The organism is Larkinella humicola, assembly GCF_008727875.1.
GTDB lineage: Bacteria > Bacteroidota > Bacteroidia > Cytophagales > Spirosomataceae > Larkinella > Larkinella humicola.
Genome location: NZ_VTWS01000010.1, coordinates 157,318 through 177,303, shown reverse-complemented (window position 1 = coordinate 177,303; position 19,986 = coordinate 157,318). Strand labels below are relative to the sequence as shown.

Here is a 19,986-nt window from a genome sequence, read left to right as displayed (position 1 = left end):
TCCTATAAACAGCTTAACGATTACAACAATCTATTCCTTCAAGGATGAAAAAAAACATTCTTTCCGCATACCTCATCGGCACGTTAATCGCCGGAACGGTCAATTTTAGTCCGGCAAACGCCCAATCCAAAACCGGGAAATCCTATAGCGGTATTTACCCGCATCTGGCCATGTACAACAACGAAGGCGAGTGTGGCACGGGCGCAGTGGTGCCCTGGGCCGGCAAGCTCTGGGCCGTGACTTACGGCCCGCATTTGCCCTTTGGCTCGTCGGATAAACTCTACGAAATAACGCCGGATCTGAAGCAAATTATCCACGCCGAAAGTACAGGCGGCACCCCGGCCAACCGGATGATCCACCCGGAAAGCAACCAGCTTTTCATCGGTCCCTACGCCATCGATGCACAGGGAAAATTGCGGGTCATTCCATACACCGCCATGCCGGGACGCCATACCGGCAACGCCCGGCACCTGACCGATCCGAAAGGCAAAATCTATTACGGCACGATGGAAGAAGGGTTTTATGAAGTCGATGTCAAAACCCTGACCCCCACCCTGCTCTACGAAGACGGCAACGTCAAAACCAAAAAGGGAGCCGACGAATCGAACAACCACGCGGGGGCACTGCTCCCCGGTGCGCACGGCAAGGGGCTATATTCCGGTCAGGGCGTTCTGGTGTATTCCAACAACGGCGAACCCGGCCCCCAGGCACTCAAGCAATTCGACATTGAAGCCGGTTCACTGTCGGAGTGGGATGGTAAAGACTGGAAAGTAGTGCGCCGGAATCAGTTTGTGGAAGTAACAGGCCCGGGCGGTATTTACGGCAACAAAAACCCGGCCACCGATCCAATCTGGGCCACGGGCTGGGATCATAAATCGGTTTTGATGGGCGTTCGTGATGCCGGTAAATGGAGCTTTTTCCGACTGCCGAAAGCGAGCCACAGCTACGACGGTGCCCACGGCTGGAACACCGAATGGCCCCGCATCCGGGACGTCGGAACCGCCCAGCAACCGGATTATCTCATGACGATGCACGGCCTGTTCTGGCGGTTTCCCGGCAATTTCACCTCCAGAAGCACCGCTGGCATCCGGCCCCGGTCGGCCTATCTGAAAGTGATTGGCGACTACACCCGCTGGAACGACCAACTGGTTTTTGGCTGCGACGATTCGGCGCAAAAAGAGTTTTTGAACAAACGAAAGGCAAAAGGCGACATCGAAGGTCCCGGCCAGTCGAATTCCAACCTGTGGTTTACGTCCACCAGTCTGCCCGATCAACTCGGCCCGAACACCGCCGAAGGGGCCGTCTGGCTCAATGAAGCCGTCAAAACCGGAGAGACCTCGGAGCCGTTTCTGTTTGCGGGCTGGCCCAACCGCTCGGCCTGGATTCAGAACCACGGCGACGCTAACGTGAGCTTTGTTTTTGAGGTGGACAAAACCGGCAACGGTTCCTGGACGACCCTGAAAACCGTAGCGGTTGGTGCTAAAAAAGCCGTCAATCTGGAGTTTACAGCCAACGATCCCGGCGAATGGATTCGGATCAAACCGAGTCAGGGAACCAACGCATCGGCGCACTTTTTCTATTCGGCAAACGACACCCGTTCGACCAGTCAAAATTCCATTTTTGCCGGTTTAAGCAGCGTAATAGCCGCCAACACCTCCGGTGGGTTGATCTACGGTTTGGGCGATAACCGGCGCGCGCTGGGCATGGCCGCGCTGGACTACACGGGCGGAAAAGCCACCGAAGTGGGCTACTACGAACTGGACGGCGACATGAAACTGGTTCGCAAGGAAGATAAGAAAGCCATGGCGTTTATCCAAAGCAAGTTTGCCATTCCGCAACAGGCCGTGACCGTCGAAGAATCGTCAGTATTGGTGGTCGATGGCAAGGGCCGACGCTGGCGGCTACCGCTCGGAAACGACGCCTATACCAACCTGACCAACCAGGGGGCTCTGCGGATTTGCCGGGAAGTGGCCACGGAGCGTGATTTGTTCAATGCGCATGGTACCTTCTACGAACTGCCCGCCGAAAATGCCGACGGGTACGCTAAAATCCGCCCGGTTTCGTCGCACAACCTCCGCATCAACGATTACGCATCGTACCGGGGACTGCTGATTATGACCGGTTTAGATCCTAATTTGGCCACACAGAACGACCACATTGTGGTTTCGGATGACAAAAAAGCCGCCGTCTGGGCCGGTGCCATCGATGATCTCTGGAAACTGGGAAAACCGACCGGCCATGGCGGTCCGTGGAAAAACGCCACCGTGAAAGCCAATGACTCCTCCGACCCGTACCTCATCGGTTTTTACGACCAGCGTAGTCTGCAACTTTCCCACAAAGCAACGTCCCCCGTTACGTTCACCATTGAAGTCGATCCGGTGGGCAATGGCCCCTGGATGACGTACCAGGAAGTGACGGTTAAACCCGGTCAGACGTTCAGCCACACCTTTCCGAAAGGTTTTCAGGCCCGCTGGATTCGGTTCAAAAGCAACAAAGATTGCGAGGCTACGGCTTTTTTTCAGTACAAGTAAAAAAAGTTTTTCGATCTATTACCCTAACTATCAATTGGTTAACAAAAATAATTTCACACAGAATAATTTTTTTTAACTTTTTTCAAATCTCCGCAATCTAAACAGCGGGGTCGTTCGTAGGTATTGGACACGCGATGAAGAGTACTATGGAGGTAGCGCGCTTCATCAGCCATACACGTTTCCGACAGAAAGTCCAGAGGCTCAGCTACTGGACTTTTTCGTTGGCAGACGGTTCGTTTTTCTGACCCTTCGTGCGAAATACTTTTGTTATCTTTGTTATAGCCGGTCTTCCCGTAATCCGCCGGTTTTCTATGCACGAGATTGAGCCTTTTTACAATTGGGAGAAGTGGTATAACGCGTCGGAAGATCCGAATTCGCCGTTTTTTGGCCGCGTCTACAACATGACCCAATACACCAATACGATTTATGGGTATTACATTCACCCCCTCTGGGACGAAATCGGGTCGGAGACGCTGTACTGCAAAATTCTCTTTGCCGATTATGACCGCCGGTTTGTGGTGATCGAACTCTTCGGCGAGTGGAACGACACACTGCACAACGACATCATGTACCTGAAACGGCAGGTGATCGATCCGCTGGTGAATGAACAGATCAACAAATTCATTCTGGTGGGCGAAAACATCCTGAATTTCCACGGTTCCGACGACAGCTACTACGAAGAGTGGTTTGAAGATGTGGAGGACGGCTGGATTGCCGCCGTCAATTTCCGGGACTTTGTCGAGAGCGAATGGAAACGCTTTCGGCTCGATTACTACATGAATTTTGGCGGTACACTGGATGAGATCGACAACTGGCGTACCTTGAAGCCAGCCGCCTTCTTCGACCTCGTTAATAGTTTAATTATTAGAAGATTAGGCTAGTCATTAATGCTTTAAGTATTGTATTTTAGGCGGTTTAGGCTAACTTTTTTTCCATTGGCTCGTTTTATTTTTGATTAATGGCCTGAATTACATTTCATTTTTTGAAACCATGACCGGCCCCTTATCGATCTTACTCATCGGCTCCGACACCCCTGACCGCCAGGCGCTGGCTGACGCTTTTCGGAGCTATGGCGTTCCACACCGGTATCTGTCGGCCCAGGAAGACGTTACCCTGAATGCCTATTTTCAGAAGGGTTTGGCGGATGCGCTGTTTGTTCCGACCCTGATTATGCTGGACCGGGACACCGGCAAACCGGCGAAAATACTGGAACTGTTGAAACAGCATCCGGTGCTTCGGCGGATTCCGGTAATTGTTTACGGGAGCGGCAATGATCCGGAGCAGGTCAGGCTGGCCTACCGGTGGGGCGCAACCTGTTACATGCCCAGGCCGGAAAACTGGCAAGCATCGATGGCGCATTTTTGCTCCTACTGGAAAAAACGCGTTGCCCTGCCCACTATCAAGGCAGAAGACAGTTTATCATCAACCCAAAATTCGAATCAGCACAACCGCAGGCGTTGGGCCTGATGGTCCCGACCGGGTCTGCCAATAGCTGGCGGTTGGTTGGTCAATAGCATATGAAAAACAAACAGATTATAGCCGTCGTAGACGACGACGATGATGATCTATTTTTGATACAGGAAGCCTTCAAAGTGTGTTTGAACGAGGAGAAAGTATTGATTGCAACCAGTGGAATGGATTTGTTGTCACGGCTGGAAACCGTAAAGACTTTACCTTCTTTTTTGCTGCTCGACCTCAACATGCCCTTGATGAGCGGTTTTGAGGTGCTGGGAAAACTGCGCGCCGATCCCCGCTACAACCTGATGCCGGTGCTGATTTTCAGTACGTCGAATGCCCAGCCCGACATCGACCGGGCGTATGAACTGGGAGCCAATTCGTACGTCAAAAAACCGGATTCGTTCAATGACTACAAATCTGTGGTCGAAGACCTCTGCAACTTCTGGTTGCGCGTAGCCTCCACCCCTTCCAGCCGCTTTTATCGGTAAAGCCAGTAGAATCCTTCCGGGATTTTTTTATCTGATTTAATCAAAAACCTTTTGCTATACCGGAAGTTATAAAGACATTACTACGGTTTTTGGTAACCGCAGTTTTGGAAGAATTTCTATTCACTAACTCGTAACAAACGGTATGGAATCGAATGTGTTTCATGATTCGCAACAGGCGGACCTCGTATCCAACGAAAATGCTGATACAAAATACGGTCAGGATCAGGCCGATACACATATGGTCAAATTAGTCAATGGGAAATTAGTGCCGACGGCCCATCTCGAAACAGAAGTAACCGACGACCTCAGCGATCGGTATACCGACGATGTGGAGCGCGGTCTGAACTCGCCCAACCAACGGACGTATGATGTAGTCGATATCAAATCGGATCATCCTCAGGCGGATATGATTCCGGAACTCCCGTCGACTCCCAACCCGAACAATCCGATTCCGTCGTCGCCTGATTCACCCAATCCGCCGACGCCACACACTCCCGGCCCCGAAATCCCGGATTTTCCGTCGACCCCGAAACCGGACAAACCCGAAATTACGGAACCCAGTGAACCCGGGCGGTCGCACGAAGTGAACAACTCCGGGAACGCCGATGGCCAGATTTCCAACGAAGGCAACACAAAAGATACGCCCACCAGCGGACTGGCGGATACCATGCCTGGCGCGGATGTGCCGACGCAAAGCCAGCACCCCGGAGAAAAAGAAAAAGCCCCGGATCTGGTCGACTCCGACGCCAACCAGGGCCCCGGCCCGGCCAATTACATCAAGCCCAAAACCGACGAAGGCATGACCGAAAACCCGGATACGGGCTCCTCGGAACATCCCTACGACGTCAACGAAAAAGACAAGGAACCGTATCAATCCGCCGAACGCCCGGAAGAAACCGCCCAGATGCTGGATCAGCCGAAGGAAACGCTAGACGAAAGCGCGATCAAAAAACAGCCAATGCAGGAATCATCCGCTCAGGCTGCATCGGAGCTGAAGTCGACCGATCAACTGGATCGAAAATACAACGATCCGGCTGCGGCACGGGAAGATGTGGTATAATAAAAAGAATGTAAAATAATAAATGCTAAATGTTGAATGTAAAAGTACCCGCGTGGGGAACACTTTTACATTCAACATTTAGCATTTTACATTTATAATTTGAAGTTTCATTTCACAGTTCCTTCACCCGAATGTTCCGAAACCGCAGCACGGAACCGTGGCCCAGAAAACCGATGTGGCCTTTGGTGCGTTGCAAACCGGGATGTTCTTTATGGTCGAGAGTCCCGTTTTTGCTGGCTTCGGCAATATCACCGTTCAAAATCTGAACCCCGTTTAATACCACTTTTACCTGAGTGCCTTTTACAGTTACTTCCTGTTCGTTCCACTCACCCAGCGGTTTGAGCGCCCCGCGTTTCGCCGGAATCACGCCGTAGACCGAGCCGTGGTACTGATATACCTCCAGCTTTTTGTAAATATCTGCGTCATTATCCAGAATCTGGAGTTCCATACCCACATAAGCGGCATCACCTTCCAGCGGAGCGCGGATGCCCAAGCCATTGTTCGCTCCGGGAGTTAGCTGAAACTCGAACCGGAATACAAAATCCGCGTATTCTTTTTTCGTGTACAGATTACCTTTCCCCCCGTTGTTGTACCAGACGATATCGCCATCTTCGGCCACATAATCCTTCGTATTGCCGGTCCACTGGCTGAAATCACTGCCGTTGAACAACGCCTGAAAACCGTCCTGTTTTTCGGCTTCGGTCACTTGATACGGTTTGGGTTGGGGTAATTCTTTGATGTAGATATTCCGGTAGGCCACGTAAGTACCATGCGCCTGGAGTTCAATCTGTTCCGACGGAAAAATAGGCTGGCTGCGATCCCAGTAATTTTCCAGCACCGTATTGTCCGTTACCAGTTCGCCATTCAGATAAACCGTCACGCGTTCGCCTTTCATGATGATCCGGAACGTGTTCCACTCGCCCACCGGGTTATCGGCCCGTTTCAGCGGTTTGCTGGCAAACTTCTGGTTGTTATACAATCCGCCCGAGCCAACCTGTGCGCCCACATTCGTCCGCGCCGGGTCCCAGATCTGCACCTGCGGGGTGCCTCGCAGGTAAATACCGGCGTCGCCTTCTTTGGTAATTTTCCAATCGACCAGCATCTCGAAATCCTGGTACGGTTTTGTCGTGCAGATGTTGTTTCCATGTCCGTTGAAAACCAGCAACCCGTCTTTCACCGACCAGCCTGCCCGCATGAGTTCATCGGCATTCTGCTGTTTCAACGCCAGCGAATCGGCGCTCATTTTGCTTCGTTTGACCGGGTTTTCTACCAGCCCTTTCCAGCCCGAAAGATCTTTTCCGTTGAAGATCGCCACAAAACCGTCGCCAGCTGGCAGGGTTTGCAAGCGTCGCTGGATGGCCTGTCGCTGGGCGTCGCTGTCGGGACCGGTGATGACCTGGCTGGCTTTTTCCAGCAACTTCCGCACCACATCCCCCGTAAAATCCCGGCTGGATGAGGCCACTGTTAAAACCGTCGCGGCCGCCTGTTGTTGAACCGCCGGATCGTCCAGATAGTTTCCGGTAAAAACCAGCGCCAAAAACGTCCGGCACCGGCTGACCGATTTCAGGATTTCGTTTTTTTGCTGCGGAGTTCGGGCTACTTCCATCGCATCCCGGAGCAGCAGCAGCCGCTGGTCGGCCGGAAAAGTCGACCGATCGATCAGTTTGAGATAATCGCTCAAAGCCGATTCGGACACCACACTGGTCTGCCGCGCAATCGCCAGCAAAGCCGGAGCCGCTTCGGGCGTCGACCACTCCGACAGAGCCGCTACGGCAGCAGGCTGGGCAATGCCTTCACCTTTCCCGAACGATTCCTGCACAATTTGTAACGCTTTCGGCCCGCCGATGCCGGCAAAAGCCCCCAGAAAACGCGGTTGGGCTGCCGTTGATGCTTGTTGCATTGTGCTGAGTAACAAGTCCGTCCGCTGGAGCGAGTCGCCCACCGAAACCGTCGCGGCTGCCAGCGCCTGTTGCAACGAGCGAATGGCCTTGGGTTGTGTTGCGTTGGTTAATAAAGTCACCAGTTGCGGAAGTTGCTCCGATCCGACCAGAAACGGTAACGCAGCCGCAGCCGCCTGACTGATGGTGGTGTCGCTGTCCTGCGCCTGAGCCAGTACCTGTTGCACGCTCGATCCGGCAGCGCGGGCACCGAGCACCGACAGCAAAGCCGCCCGGGCTTCGGCGGGCATGCTCGGCAGCGCGTGGGTGATCTGGGCCACAACGTCCGGGCCTTTCAGGGTCAACACCGCATCCCGGATCGCGCTAATCTCCTGCGACGTACCCCGCTTCAGCAACGCCAGCAAATCCGGCAACGCCTTTTGCTGACCTGTGCGGGCCAGAGCCGAAATAGTCGCCAACCGAACCGCCTGATCGTCACTTTTGAGGCCCGCTAACAAAACCGGTGTCAGAGCCGCATCGCCGGTTAGTCCCAGTTGGGTAATCAAATCCGCCTGCACGTCGCCGGTGGTTTTGGCAATCAGTTTGGCTAGTTGCAGATTGAGCAGTTTGTTCTTCAAACCCGTCGCCAGTTTCAGGGCCGCAACCCGGTATTCGCCCAATGGGTCCTGCACCGCCGTGGTGAGTAGGGGCAGGCTTTTTTCCCGGTTGTTATCGACCAGAATTTTCAGCGCGGCCGAGCGCGTATGAACCTGTTTCGCATCCGTGCACTGTTCCAGTAGTTTCCGGGCCAGGGCGTCGGCCTGCAGTTTTTTGCCCGACGCCGAGAGTTGTTTGATATAATCGAGGTAACTGGCCGTGGCTTCCGTTGCATCGTACGTAAAACCGCTTTGTTCGGCGGCTTTGGCCAAAACCGGTCCGGCAGTCGGAGCCGCCAGTCGAGCCAGGGCATACATTGCCACCTTGCTGAGTTTCGGATCGCCCTGCTCCACCAACGGCAGCAGCGCCGGAGCTGCGGCCAGGTAGCGCGTGTCGCCCAGGGCTTTCACCAGAGACAGGCGGATCGCTCCCTGCGATTCGGCCAGGGCTTGCAACACCGCTTTCTGAGCCGAGGGTGTGTTGATCTTGACCAGCGCCCGAACCGCCGGGGCGCAAAGCCGTTCGTCGGTCAGATAGGGTTTCAGAAACACAACGGCGTCGTCTTTTCCGACAATCTGCAATTGACTGAGGATAAACGCCTTATTTTCCGGGTCGGTTAGTTTTTCCAGCGACTGCCCGTAGGCCCGCACCGCCACCGCCCGTTGTGCTTCCTTGCCCGGTTTGGTAACGTAATAGGAATAACCGCCCAGCGCGTATTCCAGAGCTGTGTTGTCGCCTTTGCCGGGTGCCACCAGCCGGGTTACCATTTCCTGAAGGCCGGGCGACCCCAAAGCGGCCATCGCGTCCATGCTGGCGATCAACTGCTTACTGTCTAAAGCGGGTAATTGCGCCAGCTCGTCAGCGACCCGGTTTTCGAGGGGGCGCGGATCGGGTTTGGGTTGCGCCCAACTGGTTGTAGTGAGTAAAAACAGGCCCGCAAAGGCCATCTGAGGGAATTTCATGACAGGATAACGAGGTTAAAAGGGCCAACGGCAGTTATTACAGAATCCAGGGTGCGCGCATGGGCTGGTCAATCAGCCGATTGGCGCCCTCGTCGTTGACAAATACCTGATTGACCGGATCAAATTTCAGTGATCGGCCCAGTTGCAGGGCGATCTTCCCCATGTTGATGAGGGTGCAGGACCGGTAACCATTGGCTTCGTTGAGCGCAAACCGCTTGCGCCCCCGAACGGCATCCACAAAGTCGGTTTGCTGCGGCAACGGTTCGGGAAAAGCGGCCAGTTTCTTTTGCAACTCCGGAATGTCGGACTTGAAACCTTGGTACAATTTCCCTTTCGGCCCTTCGATATACGGCATGTTGACATCTTTGCCCTCACCATCCAGAATGATTTTACAGCCATCGGCGTAGGTATACTCGATGCGTCGCCAGGTGCCAACGGCGTCGGGATGTTGCTGGGGTGCGTCGATTTCGACCGAAATCGGGCTGGTGTCGTCTTTGCCCAGAAAATACTGAATGGGGTCTAGATAATGTTGTCCCATATCGCCCAAACCGCCCCCATCGTAATCCCAGTAGCCCCGGAAGGTGTTGTGAACCCGGTGTTCGTTATACGGTTTGTAGGGCGCCGGCCCCAGCCAGGTTTCGTAATCCAGCTCGGGCGGCACGGGCATGGGGTCCAGGTCGGTTTTCCCGACCCAGTAAAACTTCCAGTCGAAACCGGTGTGTTTGCTCACGGTTACTTTCAGGGGCCAGCCCAGCAAACCGCTGTCGACCAGCTTCTTGATGGGTTTGACGGGCGTTCCCATGCCGTAGAAATTGGATTCAAACCGAAACCAGGTGTTGAGCCGAAAAATCCGGCCGTGTTGCTGCACGGCTTCCATCACCCGTTTGCCTTCGCCAATGGTGGTGGTCATCGGTTTTTCGCACCAGATGTCTTTTCCGGCGCGGGCTGCTTCGGCCGCCATGATGCCGTGCCAGTGGGGCGGGGTGGCAATGTGGACAATATCGACTTCGGGCAGTTGAATCAATTCCCGAAAATCCCCGAAGGTTTTGAGCGCGGGGTCTTTGATGATCCCTTTAGCCAGTTCCAGGTGCCGCGTATCGACGTCGCAAATGGCCGCCACGCGCGTTCCGGCGTAGGGAATGTGTCCCCGGCCCATGCCACCAACGCCGATAATGCCTTTGGAAAGCTGGTCGCTGGGCGCCAGATAGCCTTTCCCCAGCACATGGCGCGGAACGATGGAAAATGCCGCCAGGGTTCCCAGCGAGTTTTTGAGAAAGGTACGTCTTGAAGGGATTTTTTTTACTGCCATCTCGTCAGTTTGTTATAGTCAGTCCCCTTCGCTATTCGGTATTCAGTGTTCAATATTCATTATTCACTATTTGTATTTTTTAGAACCAAATAACGAATACTAAAAAACGAATATCGAACACTGAATAACGAATAACGAAGGGGTGAAAATACGGTCTAAATCTGCATTTTCGGGTGGATTTACAATACTACTACTTTTCTCCTGAATAAGACCACTACGCGCCCAATCCGCCTATTTCACGACGCCTTTTTCCGGACTTATTATAAAAAGTCGTAAATTACGGCTTCCTGTAAACGCCTAATTTAACTTTATGGAAAACCCTGAACAGGTTCCTTCTCGTCGGTCCTTTCTAAAAACATTGGGACTGGCCGGAACCGCAGCCGCAGCCGTTCCCGCTTCGCTGGCTCAAGCCGGTGCGGCTCCAATGTACCTGAATTTAGTGAAAAGTCACAGCAGCACAGCCGCTAACGATAAAGTCCGCATCGGGCTGATCGGAACGGGCGGTATGGGCATTGGGGATACGGAGACCGCACTGATGGTCGAAGGAACCGAAATCATTGCCGCCTGTGACCTCTACGACGGCCGTCTGCGCCGGGCCAAAGAGTTGTGGGGCGACGGTTTGTTCACCACCCGCGACTACCGCCAGGTGCTCGAACGGTCGGACGTCGATGTCATTATCAACGGAACCACCGACCACTGGCACGAAAAAATTTCGACCGACGCCATGCGCAAAGGCAAGCACGTCTATTGTGAAAAGCCGATGGTGCAGAAGGTTGAAGATGGCCATACGCTGATCAAGGTTCAGAAAGAAACCGGTAAAGTGTTTCAGGTGGGCAGCCAGTTTGCCAGTTCCATCATCATCGCCAAAGCCAAGGAACTGCTGAAAGCCGGTGACATTGGCGAACTGGTTTTTGCTGAAGCCCAATATGACCGCCATAGTGCCATGGGTGCCTGGCAATATTCCATTCCGCCGGATGCATCGCCCCAAACCGTCGACTGGGACACCTATTTGGGAACCGCTAAAAAGCGTGAGTGGGACCCGAAGCGGTTTTTCAGATGGAGAAATTACCAGGACTACGGAACGGGGGTGGCCGGTGACCTCTACGTTCACCTGCTGACGACGCTCCATACCATCACGGGTTCCAAAGGCCCCAACCGGGTGTATGCCAGCGGTGGGCTGCGGTTCTGGAAAGATGGTCGTGATGTTCCCGATATTCACCTCGCTATTTTTGATTACCCGAAAACCGCCGAGCATCCGGAATTTAACCTGACGACGCGGAGCAATTTCGTCGATGGTGGCGGTGGCGGTTATCTGGTTCGGCTGGTCGGTACGGAAGGCGATCTGTCGGTTGGCTGGGATAGCCTGACGGTTCGGCACCACAAACTGCCCAAAGCGCCCGGTCTGTCGATCAGCAATTTCCCGAAAGACCAGCAGGAAGCGTACCTGAAGGAATACAAAAAAATGTATCCCGAGCGTCCCGAAATGGAAGGTCCGCGCGAAATGGTCTATAAGACGCCGAAAGATTACAAAGGCGACCGTTACGAACACTTTGTCAACTTCTTCGATTCGGTTCGCAACCAGAAACCGGTGGCCGAAGATGCAACCTTCGGGCTTCGGGCGTGTGGGCCGACGCAGTGCGGCAACATCAGTCTGTTCAAAAAGCAGATCGTCAACTGGGATCCGAATGCCATGAAAATTCTAAATGCTGTATAGGTTTTACGGTTTTCAGTATACGGTTTTCGGTGGCTGACGCATGATTTGGAACGCGTCAGCCACCGAAAACCGTATACTGAAAACCGCAAACCACAACCCTACAAAACCATGAAAAAAGCAACCTTTGCCCTGGCCCTGCTGGCGGGCGTCATTACCCTCATGAGCCTTTCGAATGCTGGCTCAAAACCCGGCAAATGGGTGTCGCTGTTCGACGGAAAATCCACGAAAGGCTGGCACAGTTACCTGAAAGACAAGGCCATTGGCTGGAACATCGAAGACGGAACCTTGACGCCCGACGGCACCGGCGGTGACCTCGTGACGGACAAGGAATACGAGAACTTCGAGCTGGAATTTGAGTTCAAACTGCCACCCAAAAGCAACAGCGGAGTGGTTTACAAAGTGATCGAAGATCCGGCGAACAAGGCCACGTACTGGTCCGGCCCCGAATACCAGGTGATCGACGATACCGGCTACCAGTTGGGCGACGGTGCCAAGCTGAAAGGCAGCCAGTTGACCGGTGCCAACTACGACATGATCGCACCCAGTGACTTGACCATCAACAAACCCGCCGGTCAGTGGAACAAAGGCCGGATTGTGGTGAACAACAACCACGTCGAGCATTACCTGAACGGCAAGAAAGTGGTGGAATACCACTACGGCGGGGACGAATGGCAGAAGATGGTGGCCGGCAGCAAGTTCAAAGACTGGAATTACGCCAAAGCCCATACCAAAGGCAAAATCGCGCTGCAAAACCACAGCCCGAAAGAGGTGGTCTGGTATAAAAACATCCGGATTCGGGAATTGTAGAATTTAGAAGATTTGGTTAACGGGTCGTTGCCGGGACGGTTTTTGAAACTGCCCCGGCAACGACCCGTTTTTTATTACACCAAAAGGGCATTTACCCCAGAAACGCCTGAATTTTATCCCGGTAATTGCGGGTCCATTTCAGCGTCTGCCCCAGCTTGAGGTGAACGATGTAATCGCCGTTGAAATGGGTTTCCACTTCCTGAACGTAGGCCAGATTGACAATGTGTGAGCGGTGCATCCGCACAAACTGGTTTGGATCGAGCCGGGTTTCGAGCTTCGTCAGGCTGTCGTACACGATGTGTTTGCCGGTGGCGGTGTGCAGGGTGATGTAATTACCATCCGCATCCAGATACTGCACATCGTTCAGATTCACGAAATACATCCGGCCCTGCTCCTTCACCAGCACCCGCGACAGGTACTCGCGCGGGGGTGCGGGCGTATGCGCACTGAGCAATTGGGCCAGCAGGGCCTCAATTTTGGGCTGGTTCTGGTTGTTGAGCCGCTCGATGGCCCGGCCCAGCGCCTGCCCGAATCGAATTTCGTCAAAAGGCTTGAGCAAATAATCGATGGCGTTGACTTCGAAAGCCTGGAGGGCATACTGATCGTAGGCCGTCGTGAACACCACCGTTGGCTGGTGATCGGGCCAGACTTTCCGCAGCACGCTGAAGCCGTCGAGCCGGGGCATCTGAATGTCGAGAAAAATCAGGTGCGGGCGGTGAAGCAGAATTTTCTGCACCGCTTCCAGACCATTGGCCGCTTCGTCGACCACCCGGAGCAGGGGCGTGTCGGCCAGCAACGTCCGGATCACCTCACGGGCCGCCAGTTCGTCGTCAATGATGAGCGTGTGATACGGATTCATGGGATACCGTTGAAGTTAACAAGGAACACTGGCAAGGAATCCGCAGGCTGACGGTGGTGGTGCCCCCCGGTGGCTGATCGAACTGCATCGTCGCCTGTTCGCCGTAAGCTTTTTCCAGCCGCGAAAGGGTGTTGGACAGGCCCAAACCCATCCCGGACGTATCGTGCAGTTGTTCCTGACCCAACCCATTGTCGAACACCTGAATCACGACGGTTTCGCCAAGCCGTTGCGCCGTGATGCGAATTAGCGCGCCTTCGGTGAGGTCGGCAATGCCGTGGGTGATGGCGTTTTCGACGATGGGTTGCAGAATCAACTGCGGCAGCAGGCATTCTTCCGCTTCGGGCGCAATCTCGTAGTCGACCATCAAACGGTCTTCGAAGCGAATTTGCTGGATCGACAGGTACTGCCGGGTCAGGGTCATCTCGTCGCGCACCGAAATGAAGTTGGCCTGCTGACGAACCAGCACACTCCGGAGCAGGTCGCTCAGCGTGGTCACCATCAGGGCGGCCCGGCGGGTCTGGTTTCGCAACATTAAACTGACCACCGTATGAAGCGTATTGAACAGAAAATGAGGATTTAACTGCATTTTCAACGCCTGCAACTGCGCATTGGCCAACTGGCTCTTGAGCTGTTCGTTGACCAGTTCGGCCTGCAAATGTTGCTGTTTCAGCGATTGCAGTTGGTAGACGTGCGTCAACACATTATAACAAACCACCAGCAGCATGTACTGGGCAAAGGCGTTGCCAAAACTCAGAAAAAAAACCGTCATCACCCGCCGGACAGTGATCGCCTTCCCCTGCTCGTGGGCAATGGCGGCTCCCAGCAGCAGGTGTTCCACCACCAGTTCCACCCCATACAACACCGCAGCAATCAGCAGGTGCGTCAGCACCTGGGTGACAAACCGGCTGGCGCGCTGGGTTTTGAGGAGCGAAAACCGCTGGGCGCAGAAAATGACCAGGGGCGTTGCACCCCACCAGTACAATAACTCGATGAGCCAGTAGAGCGTATCGGTGAAATACAGCCGGGCGTTGGGCGTGAGCAGCCAGACCATAATGGCCTGACCATACCAGATCAGCGAAAAAAAACTCCAATAGAAAAAACTGTACCACCAGAACTGGCGGACGGTCAGCGGCAGACCCGAAGTCTGCAACAAGCGATCGATGGCGGATTTCATGTGTGAACAGAACGACGATAATCGGGTTCCGGCGACTCTCTCCAATGACAAAGCAATTTTTCTTCCACTCCTCCCTTTCTTCCAAACAAATACACGGCAGCCCGCGCGGACTGCCGTGTAAAACCGGGTAGAACACCTGCACTACTGAACAATCAAGTGCTTCGTTATCAGCGATTTCCCTTCCAGAATCACCAGATACGTACCACTCCGCAGATTCCGAACCGGCACGGTTATTTCCGTGGCATGTTCGGCCACATCGGCGGTATACACCACCACGCCAACGTGATCTTTCAGCATTACTTTCCGAACCTGGGTATCTACGAAATTATAGCGAACCAGCACCTGTTCCTGCCCCACAGCCGGGTTGGGGTAAATCATAATACTTTCACTGGCGTCACTCAACGTCGCCGAATAGGTGGTTTTGCATTGGCTGACGAGGTCGGTGACCACCACGGAGTACGTCCCCGCCGGAACTTCCCAGATGTTCAGGGTGGTGGCGCCATTGGACCAGTCGTACGTATAGATGCCACTTCCGCCCGTAACGTTCAGGTTGATATAACCCTTGCCGTTCAGGTAGCTGACGTTGGCCGTGACGTCTGGTGCCGAACCGGACCCTTCCAGCGTCACCTCTTTTTCAATCTGAAAACCGCCGTCGCCTTCCAATTTGATGCGAAAGGTCCCCGGCACCAGCCCCCCAAATTCGGGATTGTTGATCCCGGCCGGATTCGGCTCGCCGTTGATGAAGTACCTATTGTTACCACCCGAACCCTTCACGGCGGTTACCCGGATTTTGCCATTGGGCGCACAACTGGGGTTCTCAGACGTCAGTTCGATTCCGGGAATGACGATGGTGTAGGACGCTGTGGCGCTACAGCCCGTAGCCGCATCGGTCACCTTCACCTGGTACGTTCCGTCGAGAACTTCCCACAGATTTTGGGATTCCGACCCTTCCGACCATTTGTAGATGTAAATTCCGCTGCCACCGGTAACATTCAGATTGATGTACGCTTTTTCATTTTCGATACTGACCTCCGCCTGAACGACCGGTTTTTCACCCTTGTCCTGCACGGAAACGGTTTTGGCAAACCGAAAATCGCCGTCGCCCGTAATGACAATCTCGTAATCGCCCGCAGCCAGATCGCTGAAAACCGGCTGGTCGGCCCCCGCCGGATTCGGTTTTCCATTGATGGCATACTTCGTGTTACCTCCCGAGCCTGTAAGATTTTGTACCTCGATCCGGCCATTGGGTTTACACGTCGCGTCGGTCACCACGAAGTCCGCGCTAGCGGTTCCGCCTGTTGCGATTATGGATGCTTCGATGGTACAACCGCTCACCTGATCAGTCACCGTGACGCGATACGTCCCGGGCGTTATGTTGGTCAAATCTTCCGTCGTGCCGCCATTCGACCAACGATAGCTGTAGGAACCGCTGCCGCCCAAAACGGTTAAATCCAGCATCGTCTGGTTCTGCACAATGGCAGCCGACAGCGGATTGGTGCCCCCACCAACGGGCACATTTTCGTAATACAGAAAACCGTCGTTCCCCTCGATCCGCAAATCGTATTTTCCGGGGGCCAGATTGCTGAAAACCGCCACATGCTCCCCGGCCGGATTGACCACGTTGTTCAGGTAAAATGAATAGTTCGAAACCGCTTCGCTGCCGTTGATGGAAACCACCCGGATGGCTCCGGTAGAACCGCAGGCCGCATTTTGCGTCGTCAGTTTGACATCAGCGACATTGCTGCCCCCCGCTTCGATGTCATCGACCCAGAAATCGTAGGCCTTGTCCAGTCCGGTCGACAGAAAACCGATCCGCGTCACCTGTTTCGTATCAATTTTATCACCCGCCAGCAGCGCGCTCATCGGAACCCGAACCCGCTGGTAATCACCGGAGAAAGTAGTCACATACCCCCCTCCGCGCACTGGTACGGGTGAGGTGCTTGCGGCAGAACGATCTTTCAGAAACACCTGAAAATCGAAGTTTTCTCCGGGATTGCTGACTTTCACGTAAAACGTTAGGTAACCCTTGGTGCTCAAGTCTTTGATGGCTTCGTCGTTGGTGTTTTCGTTCCAGTCCCAGACCATCGCGGCAAAACCGTTGTCGGCCATATCGAAGTGCATTTTCATGCTTTTGGGAGCCTTGTTGCCGTTGGCTTCATCGACCACGCAGGTCGTCACCGCGTTGAGCGTGGTAGGTTTTCCGGTATTCACCACATCGCCATCCCAAAGAACCACGGAGCTGGCTGGTTCATTCACCGTGAACTGAACGGACGCATCGCCGGAGTTCCCCTCAGCATCCACAGCCGCAATGTTGAGTTGCTTCGCGCCTTTGACAACACCCGTCGGAACCGTTACCGTAGCCGCATAACGGCCATTTTCGAGCGTCATGGCCTGTTTATTGGCAAGCCCCAGCGGAGCCAGATCGACGGTTACCGTCCGCAGGTTGTTGTCCGGATCGTCTACCTGGGCAAAAATCGTAACGGTCGTTTTTCCATCGGCGTATCCGGCGGTCGGCGTAACGCCCGTTTCGCGGATAACAGGTTGCAAAACCGGGTTGGAATACGGCAGTACCCGCACGTCGTCAATCCAGACATCGAACGGTTTCTGGGCCGTGTTGCAGTTAAAATTCAACTGCCAGATCTGTCCGAGATCAATTGGCGAGTCGGTCGTGAAGGCCGACAGCGGAATTTTAACCCGCGTGTAGCCACTGGAATTCAGCGAACCGAGGTAGCCGCCCTGCTTCAACCACACGGTGTTGGAGGTGTGCAGTTGCGCCGTAGCGTCCCGCAGACTTACTTCGATATCGGAATTTTCGGGCGCATTGGATTTGAGGTAGAACTCCAGGGCTCCGAAATCCCGGATGTCCCGGGCGTCGGCGGGGTTGTCGTTGTCGGAAAGCCGCCAGGTCATCGTGTTGTAGCGGTTATTGGCGTGTTCGAAGTGCATGAACAGACTACCCGGCTGGTGCTGGCCACCGGTTTCGCGCCGTTCTATTTTTGCATTTCGCGCCTGCGTATCACTCGGATCGTAGTAAGAACCCCCGGTGCCCCGCTTGATTTCGTCGCCATCCCAGATCACGGTTTCCGCCGTTCGCTTGATAACCCGGTATGAAACGGCGGCTTCGGCCGTGTGATTGGCGGCATCTTTCGCAGTAATTTTAATGGATTTCGATCCGGCCGCGGTTCCGGCGGGCACCTGAACCGACAGGCGATACAACCCCGCTGCCGTCGCACTGGCCGTAAACGCTACGGCAGCACCCCCGCCCAGCGGACTCAGATCGGCCGTTACACCGGCAAGGTCGTTGTCGCCGTCGGCTACTTTGGCCGTCAGCTCAAACGTTGCCGTCCCGTCGGAATAGCCCGCCGACGGATTGATCGTCGTTTCGGTGATGTCGGGATAAATGGCAATGTTTTCTTCCGACAAAACGAAATGGCAGGCTGTCAGCGCTGGCAGGACGTATTGGAAGGTATTGTTGTTGATGGTTCGAACGCTTTTCAACTGTTTCAGCACCGGGCTGGAATTGTCGAACGCCCAAACCGTCGCACTTTTGTATTGTCGGCTGCCGCCGATGGTAAACGTGGCGGTTATGGGACCATCCTGGTTTTTGCTGAGGGCCACGACGTGCAGTTTCGAATCGTCACTGCCGTTGATGGACGCAAAAACCGAGGTATTGACCAGATCAACCGTACTTGATTCCACCGAAGTATCGCCAAAATGACCACCCTGCCCGTCGTAGTTCCGGTACAGGTCAAACCCCGATTTGATAAAATCCACGACGCCACCCCAGTAGGTAGCCAGGTAAACGCCCTGCTTGCCAAAGATTCCCAGCGCGTCGGCCTGGGCAATTCCGCCGGAAGCATGCGTCAGACCCATGTAGCTGTATTCGGTAATGGCCAGTTTCGTTCCCGGATAATACTGCCCGATGTGCTGGTGCATTTTGGGCAAAAAGGGCAAAAACAGTTGCCGTTTGACCGGATCATCGCTCACGAACGTCCCCTCACTATACGTCGGGTCCCACAACGAACGGGTCATGGCCATGCGGGCGGCATTGTTGGCGTAGTCGGTCCGGTTGTCGGTCGGACGAAGGCCGTCATTTCGCCGTTCCGGATACCAGTGTACGTCCAGCACGTCGAGCAACCGCTTTCCGCCCTGTTGTTCTTTTTCCCGCATCTTCCCCAGGTACAGATCCAGAAAAATGGGATAATTGCCCTTTTCCTGGTCCCAGTCAGGCGCAAATTGCAGGTTTTCAAACTCCGAGATCCCAAACGACGCGGGGCCAAAAACTTCGGCCGTGGGGTCCATTTCCTTGATGCGCTGGGCCAGTGCAAAGGAGTTGTCCATCAGGTAGCGAACGCTGACCGGCGTTGTGCCCCACATCCGGCTGTGGGAGCTGGCCCACAAGCCCGGTTCGTTGTCCAGCGCATAGCCCCGAACACCCCGCGCGGTGTTGCTCCGGCCAAAGTGATGTTGCAGGTAATTCAGTTCCTCGTCCACGTACACCTCGCCATCGTTGACATCCGGCAGCAAGGTGAACGGACTGGGTTTGCGGTAGTTGACAGCCGCCCAACGGCTCGACGGAGCCGCCTGCTCCGGCGTAACCGCCCCGTTTTTATCCTTCGTCACGTATTTCGCCATGGGAAGCGTCACCAGCGAGTAGGCGTTCTGGTTCAGCGACCGCTGGTGGAATGTCGACAGGGCGGCTCCCGGAACATCGTACTGATTTTCAGGCACATTTTGCTGTCCGGGGACGTAATTATCGCTTTCGTGAAACCAGTCGAAACCGGCGTTCGACGCATTGTTTTCCCAGTTGTAGTTCGTAATGCGGTTGCCGCCCAGCCGTTTGGCGGTCGCATAAGGATACTGATCGTTGGTGCCGTAAATCAGCGGGCTGATCGGCTTGCGGGAGTTTTGTGGATTGATGTTGAAGCTGACCTGGATCTGGCTGTAGGCGTAGCGACTCAACAGAATGAGCATTAGGCTTAACAGGGAAGACCTCCGGAAAAACCGCCATTTCGGAAGTCGGAAGCTCCGAAACCGGGTGTTGTTTACAGGTTGTGGCACGGTGGTAGATGATAAGTGAATAGTGGACT

12 protein-coding genes are annotated in these 19,986 nt (G+C 54.4%); 7 read left to right on the top strand and 5 right to left on the bottom strand.

The features are described from left to right. The first annotated feature begins 44 nt into the window (after positions 1-44). The 5 genes from F0P93_RS28375 to F0P93_RS28355 all read left to right on the top strand — a co-directional run bounded on the left by F0P93_RS28375 (position 45) and on the right by F0P93_RS28355 (position 5,537). Positions 45-2,531 carry a hypothetical protein gene (locus F0P93_RS28375; protein ID WP_150881182.1) on the top strand — a complete coding sequence of 829 codons (2,487 nt, stop codon included), beginning with the start codon at positions 45-47 and terminating at the stop codon, positions 2,529-2,531. Between the two features lie 311 nt (positions 2,532-2,842). Further along, positions 2,843-3,412, top strand: coding sequence for a hypothetical protein (locus tag F0P93_RS28370; protein ID WP_114409129.1), 570 nt, complete (start codon positions 2,843-2,845; stop codon positions 3,410-3,412). 109 nt (positions 3,413-3,521) lie between these two features. Then, positions 3,522-3,998 (top strand): response regulator, encoded by a 477-nt coding sequence (locus F0P93_RS28365; RefSeq protein WP_150881181.1) that lies wholly within the window; start codon positions 3,522-3,524, stop codon positions 3,996-3,998. A 50-nt stretch (positions 3,999-4,048) separates the two neighbouring features. Next, entirely contained in the window at positions 4,049-4,477 is a 429-nt protein-coding gene (locus F0P93_RS28360; protein WP_150881180.1) for a response regulator, read from the top strand. Between the two features lie 142 nt (positions 4,478-4,619). Further along, entirely contained in the window at positions 4,620-5,537 is a 918-nt protein-coding gene (locus F0P93_RS28355; protein ID WP_150881179.1) for a hypothetical protein, read from the top strand. Between the two features lie 112 nt (positions 5,538-5,649). On the opposite strand, the gene F0P93_RS28350 is transcribed toward F0P93_RS28355, so the two are convergent. Together F0P93_RS28350 and F0P93_RS28345 are read right to left on the bottom strand one after the other, a co-directional pair. Next, complete coding sequence (locus tag F0P93_RS28350; protein WP_150881178.1) at positions 5,650-9,033, bottom strand: 3-keto-alpha-glucoside-1,2-lyase-like domain-containing protein; 3,384 nt, start codon at positions 9,031-9,033, stop codon at positions 5,650-5,652. A gap of 37 nt (positions 9,034-9,070) precedes the next feature. Continuing rightward, positions 9,071-10,342 carry a Gfo/Idh/MocA family oxidoreductase gene (locus F0P93_RS28345; protein ID WP_150881177.1) on the bottom strand — a complete coding sequence of 424 codons (1,272 nt, stop codon included), beginning with the start codon at positions 10,340-10,342 and terminating at the stop codon, positions 9,071-9,073. A 310-nt stretch (positions 10,343-10,652) separates the two neighbouring features. Here F0P93_RS28345 and F0P93_RS28340 point away from each other — a divergent pair, with 310 nt between their 5' ends. Then, complete coding sequence (locus F0P93_RS28340; RefSeq protein ID WP_150881176.1) at positions 10,653-12,056, top strand: Gfo/Idh/MocA family protein; 1,404 nt, start codon at positions 10,653-10,655, stop codon at positions 12,054-12,056. Between the two features lie 108 nt (positions 12,057-12,164). Then, a complete protein-coding gene (locus tag F0P93_RS28335) occupies positions 12,165-12,863 on the top strand; it encodes a 3-keto-disaccharide hydrolase (protein ID WP_150881175.1) in 699 nt (232 codons plus the stop codon). A 91-nt stretch (positions 12,864-12,954) separates the two neighbouring features. Here F0P93_RS28335 and F0P93_RS28330 read toward each other — a convergent pair whose 3' ends face one another. The 3 genes from F0P93_RS28330 to F0P93_RS28320 all read right to left on the bottom strand — a co-directional run bounded on the left by F0P93_RS28330 (position 12,955) and on the right by F0P93_RS28320 (position 19,957). Continuing rightward, positions 12,955-13,722 carry a LytR/AlgR family response regulator transcription factor gene (locus tag F0P93_RS28330; protein ID WP_150881174.1) on the bottom strand — a complete coding sequence of 256 codons (768 nt, stop codon included), beginning with the start codon at positions 13,720-13,722 and terminating at the stop codon, positions 12,955-12,957. Continuing rightward, complete coding sequence (locus tag F0P93_RS28325; protein ID WP_225309685.1) at positions 13,694-14,896, bottom strand: sensor histidine kinase; 1,203 nt, start codon at positions 14,894-14,896, stop codon at positions 13,694-13,696. The genes F0P93_RS28330 and F0P93_RS28325 overlap by 29 nt, the downstream gene beginning before the upstream one ends. 141 nt (positions 14,897-15,037) lie before the next feature. Then, positions 15,038-19,957, bottom strand: a complete 4,920-nt coding sequence (locus F0P93_RS28320; protein ID WP_150881173.1) for a glycoside hydrolase family 44 protein — start codon at positions 19,955-19,957, stop codon at positions 15,038-15,040. Between the last annotated feature and the right edge of the window lie 29 nt (positions 19,958-19,986).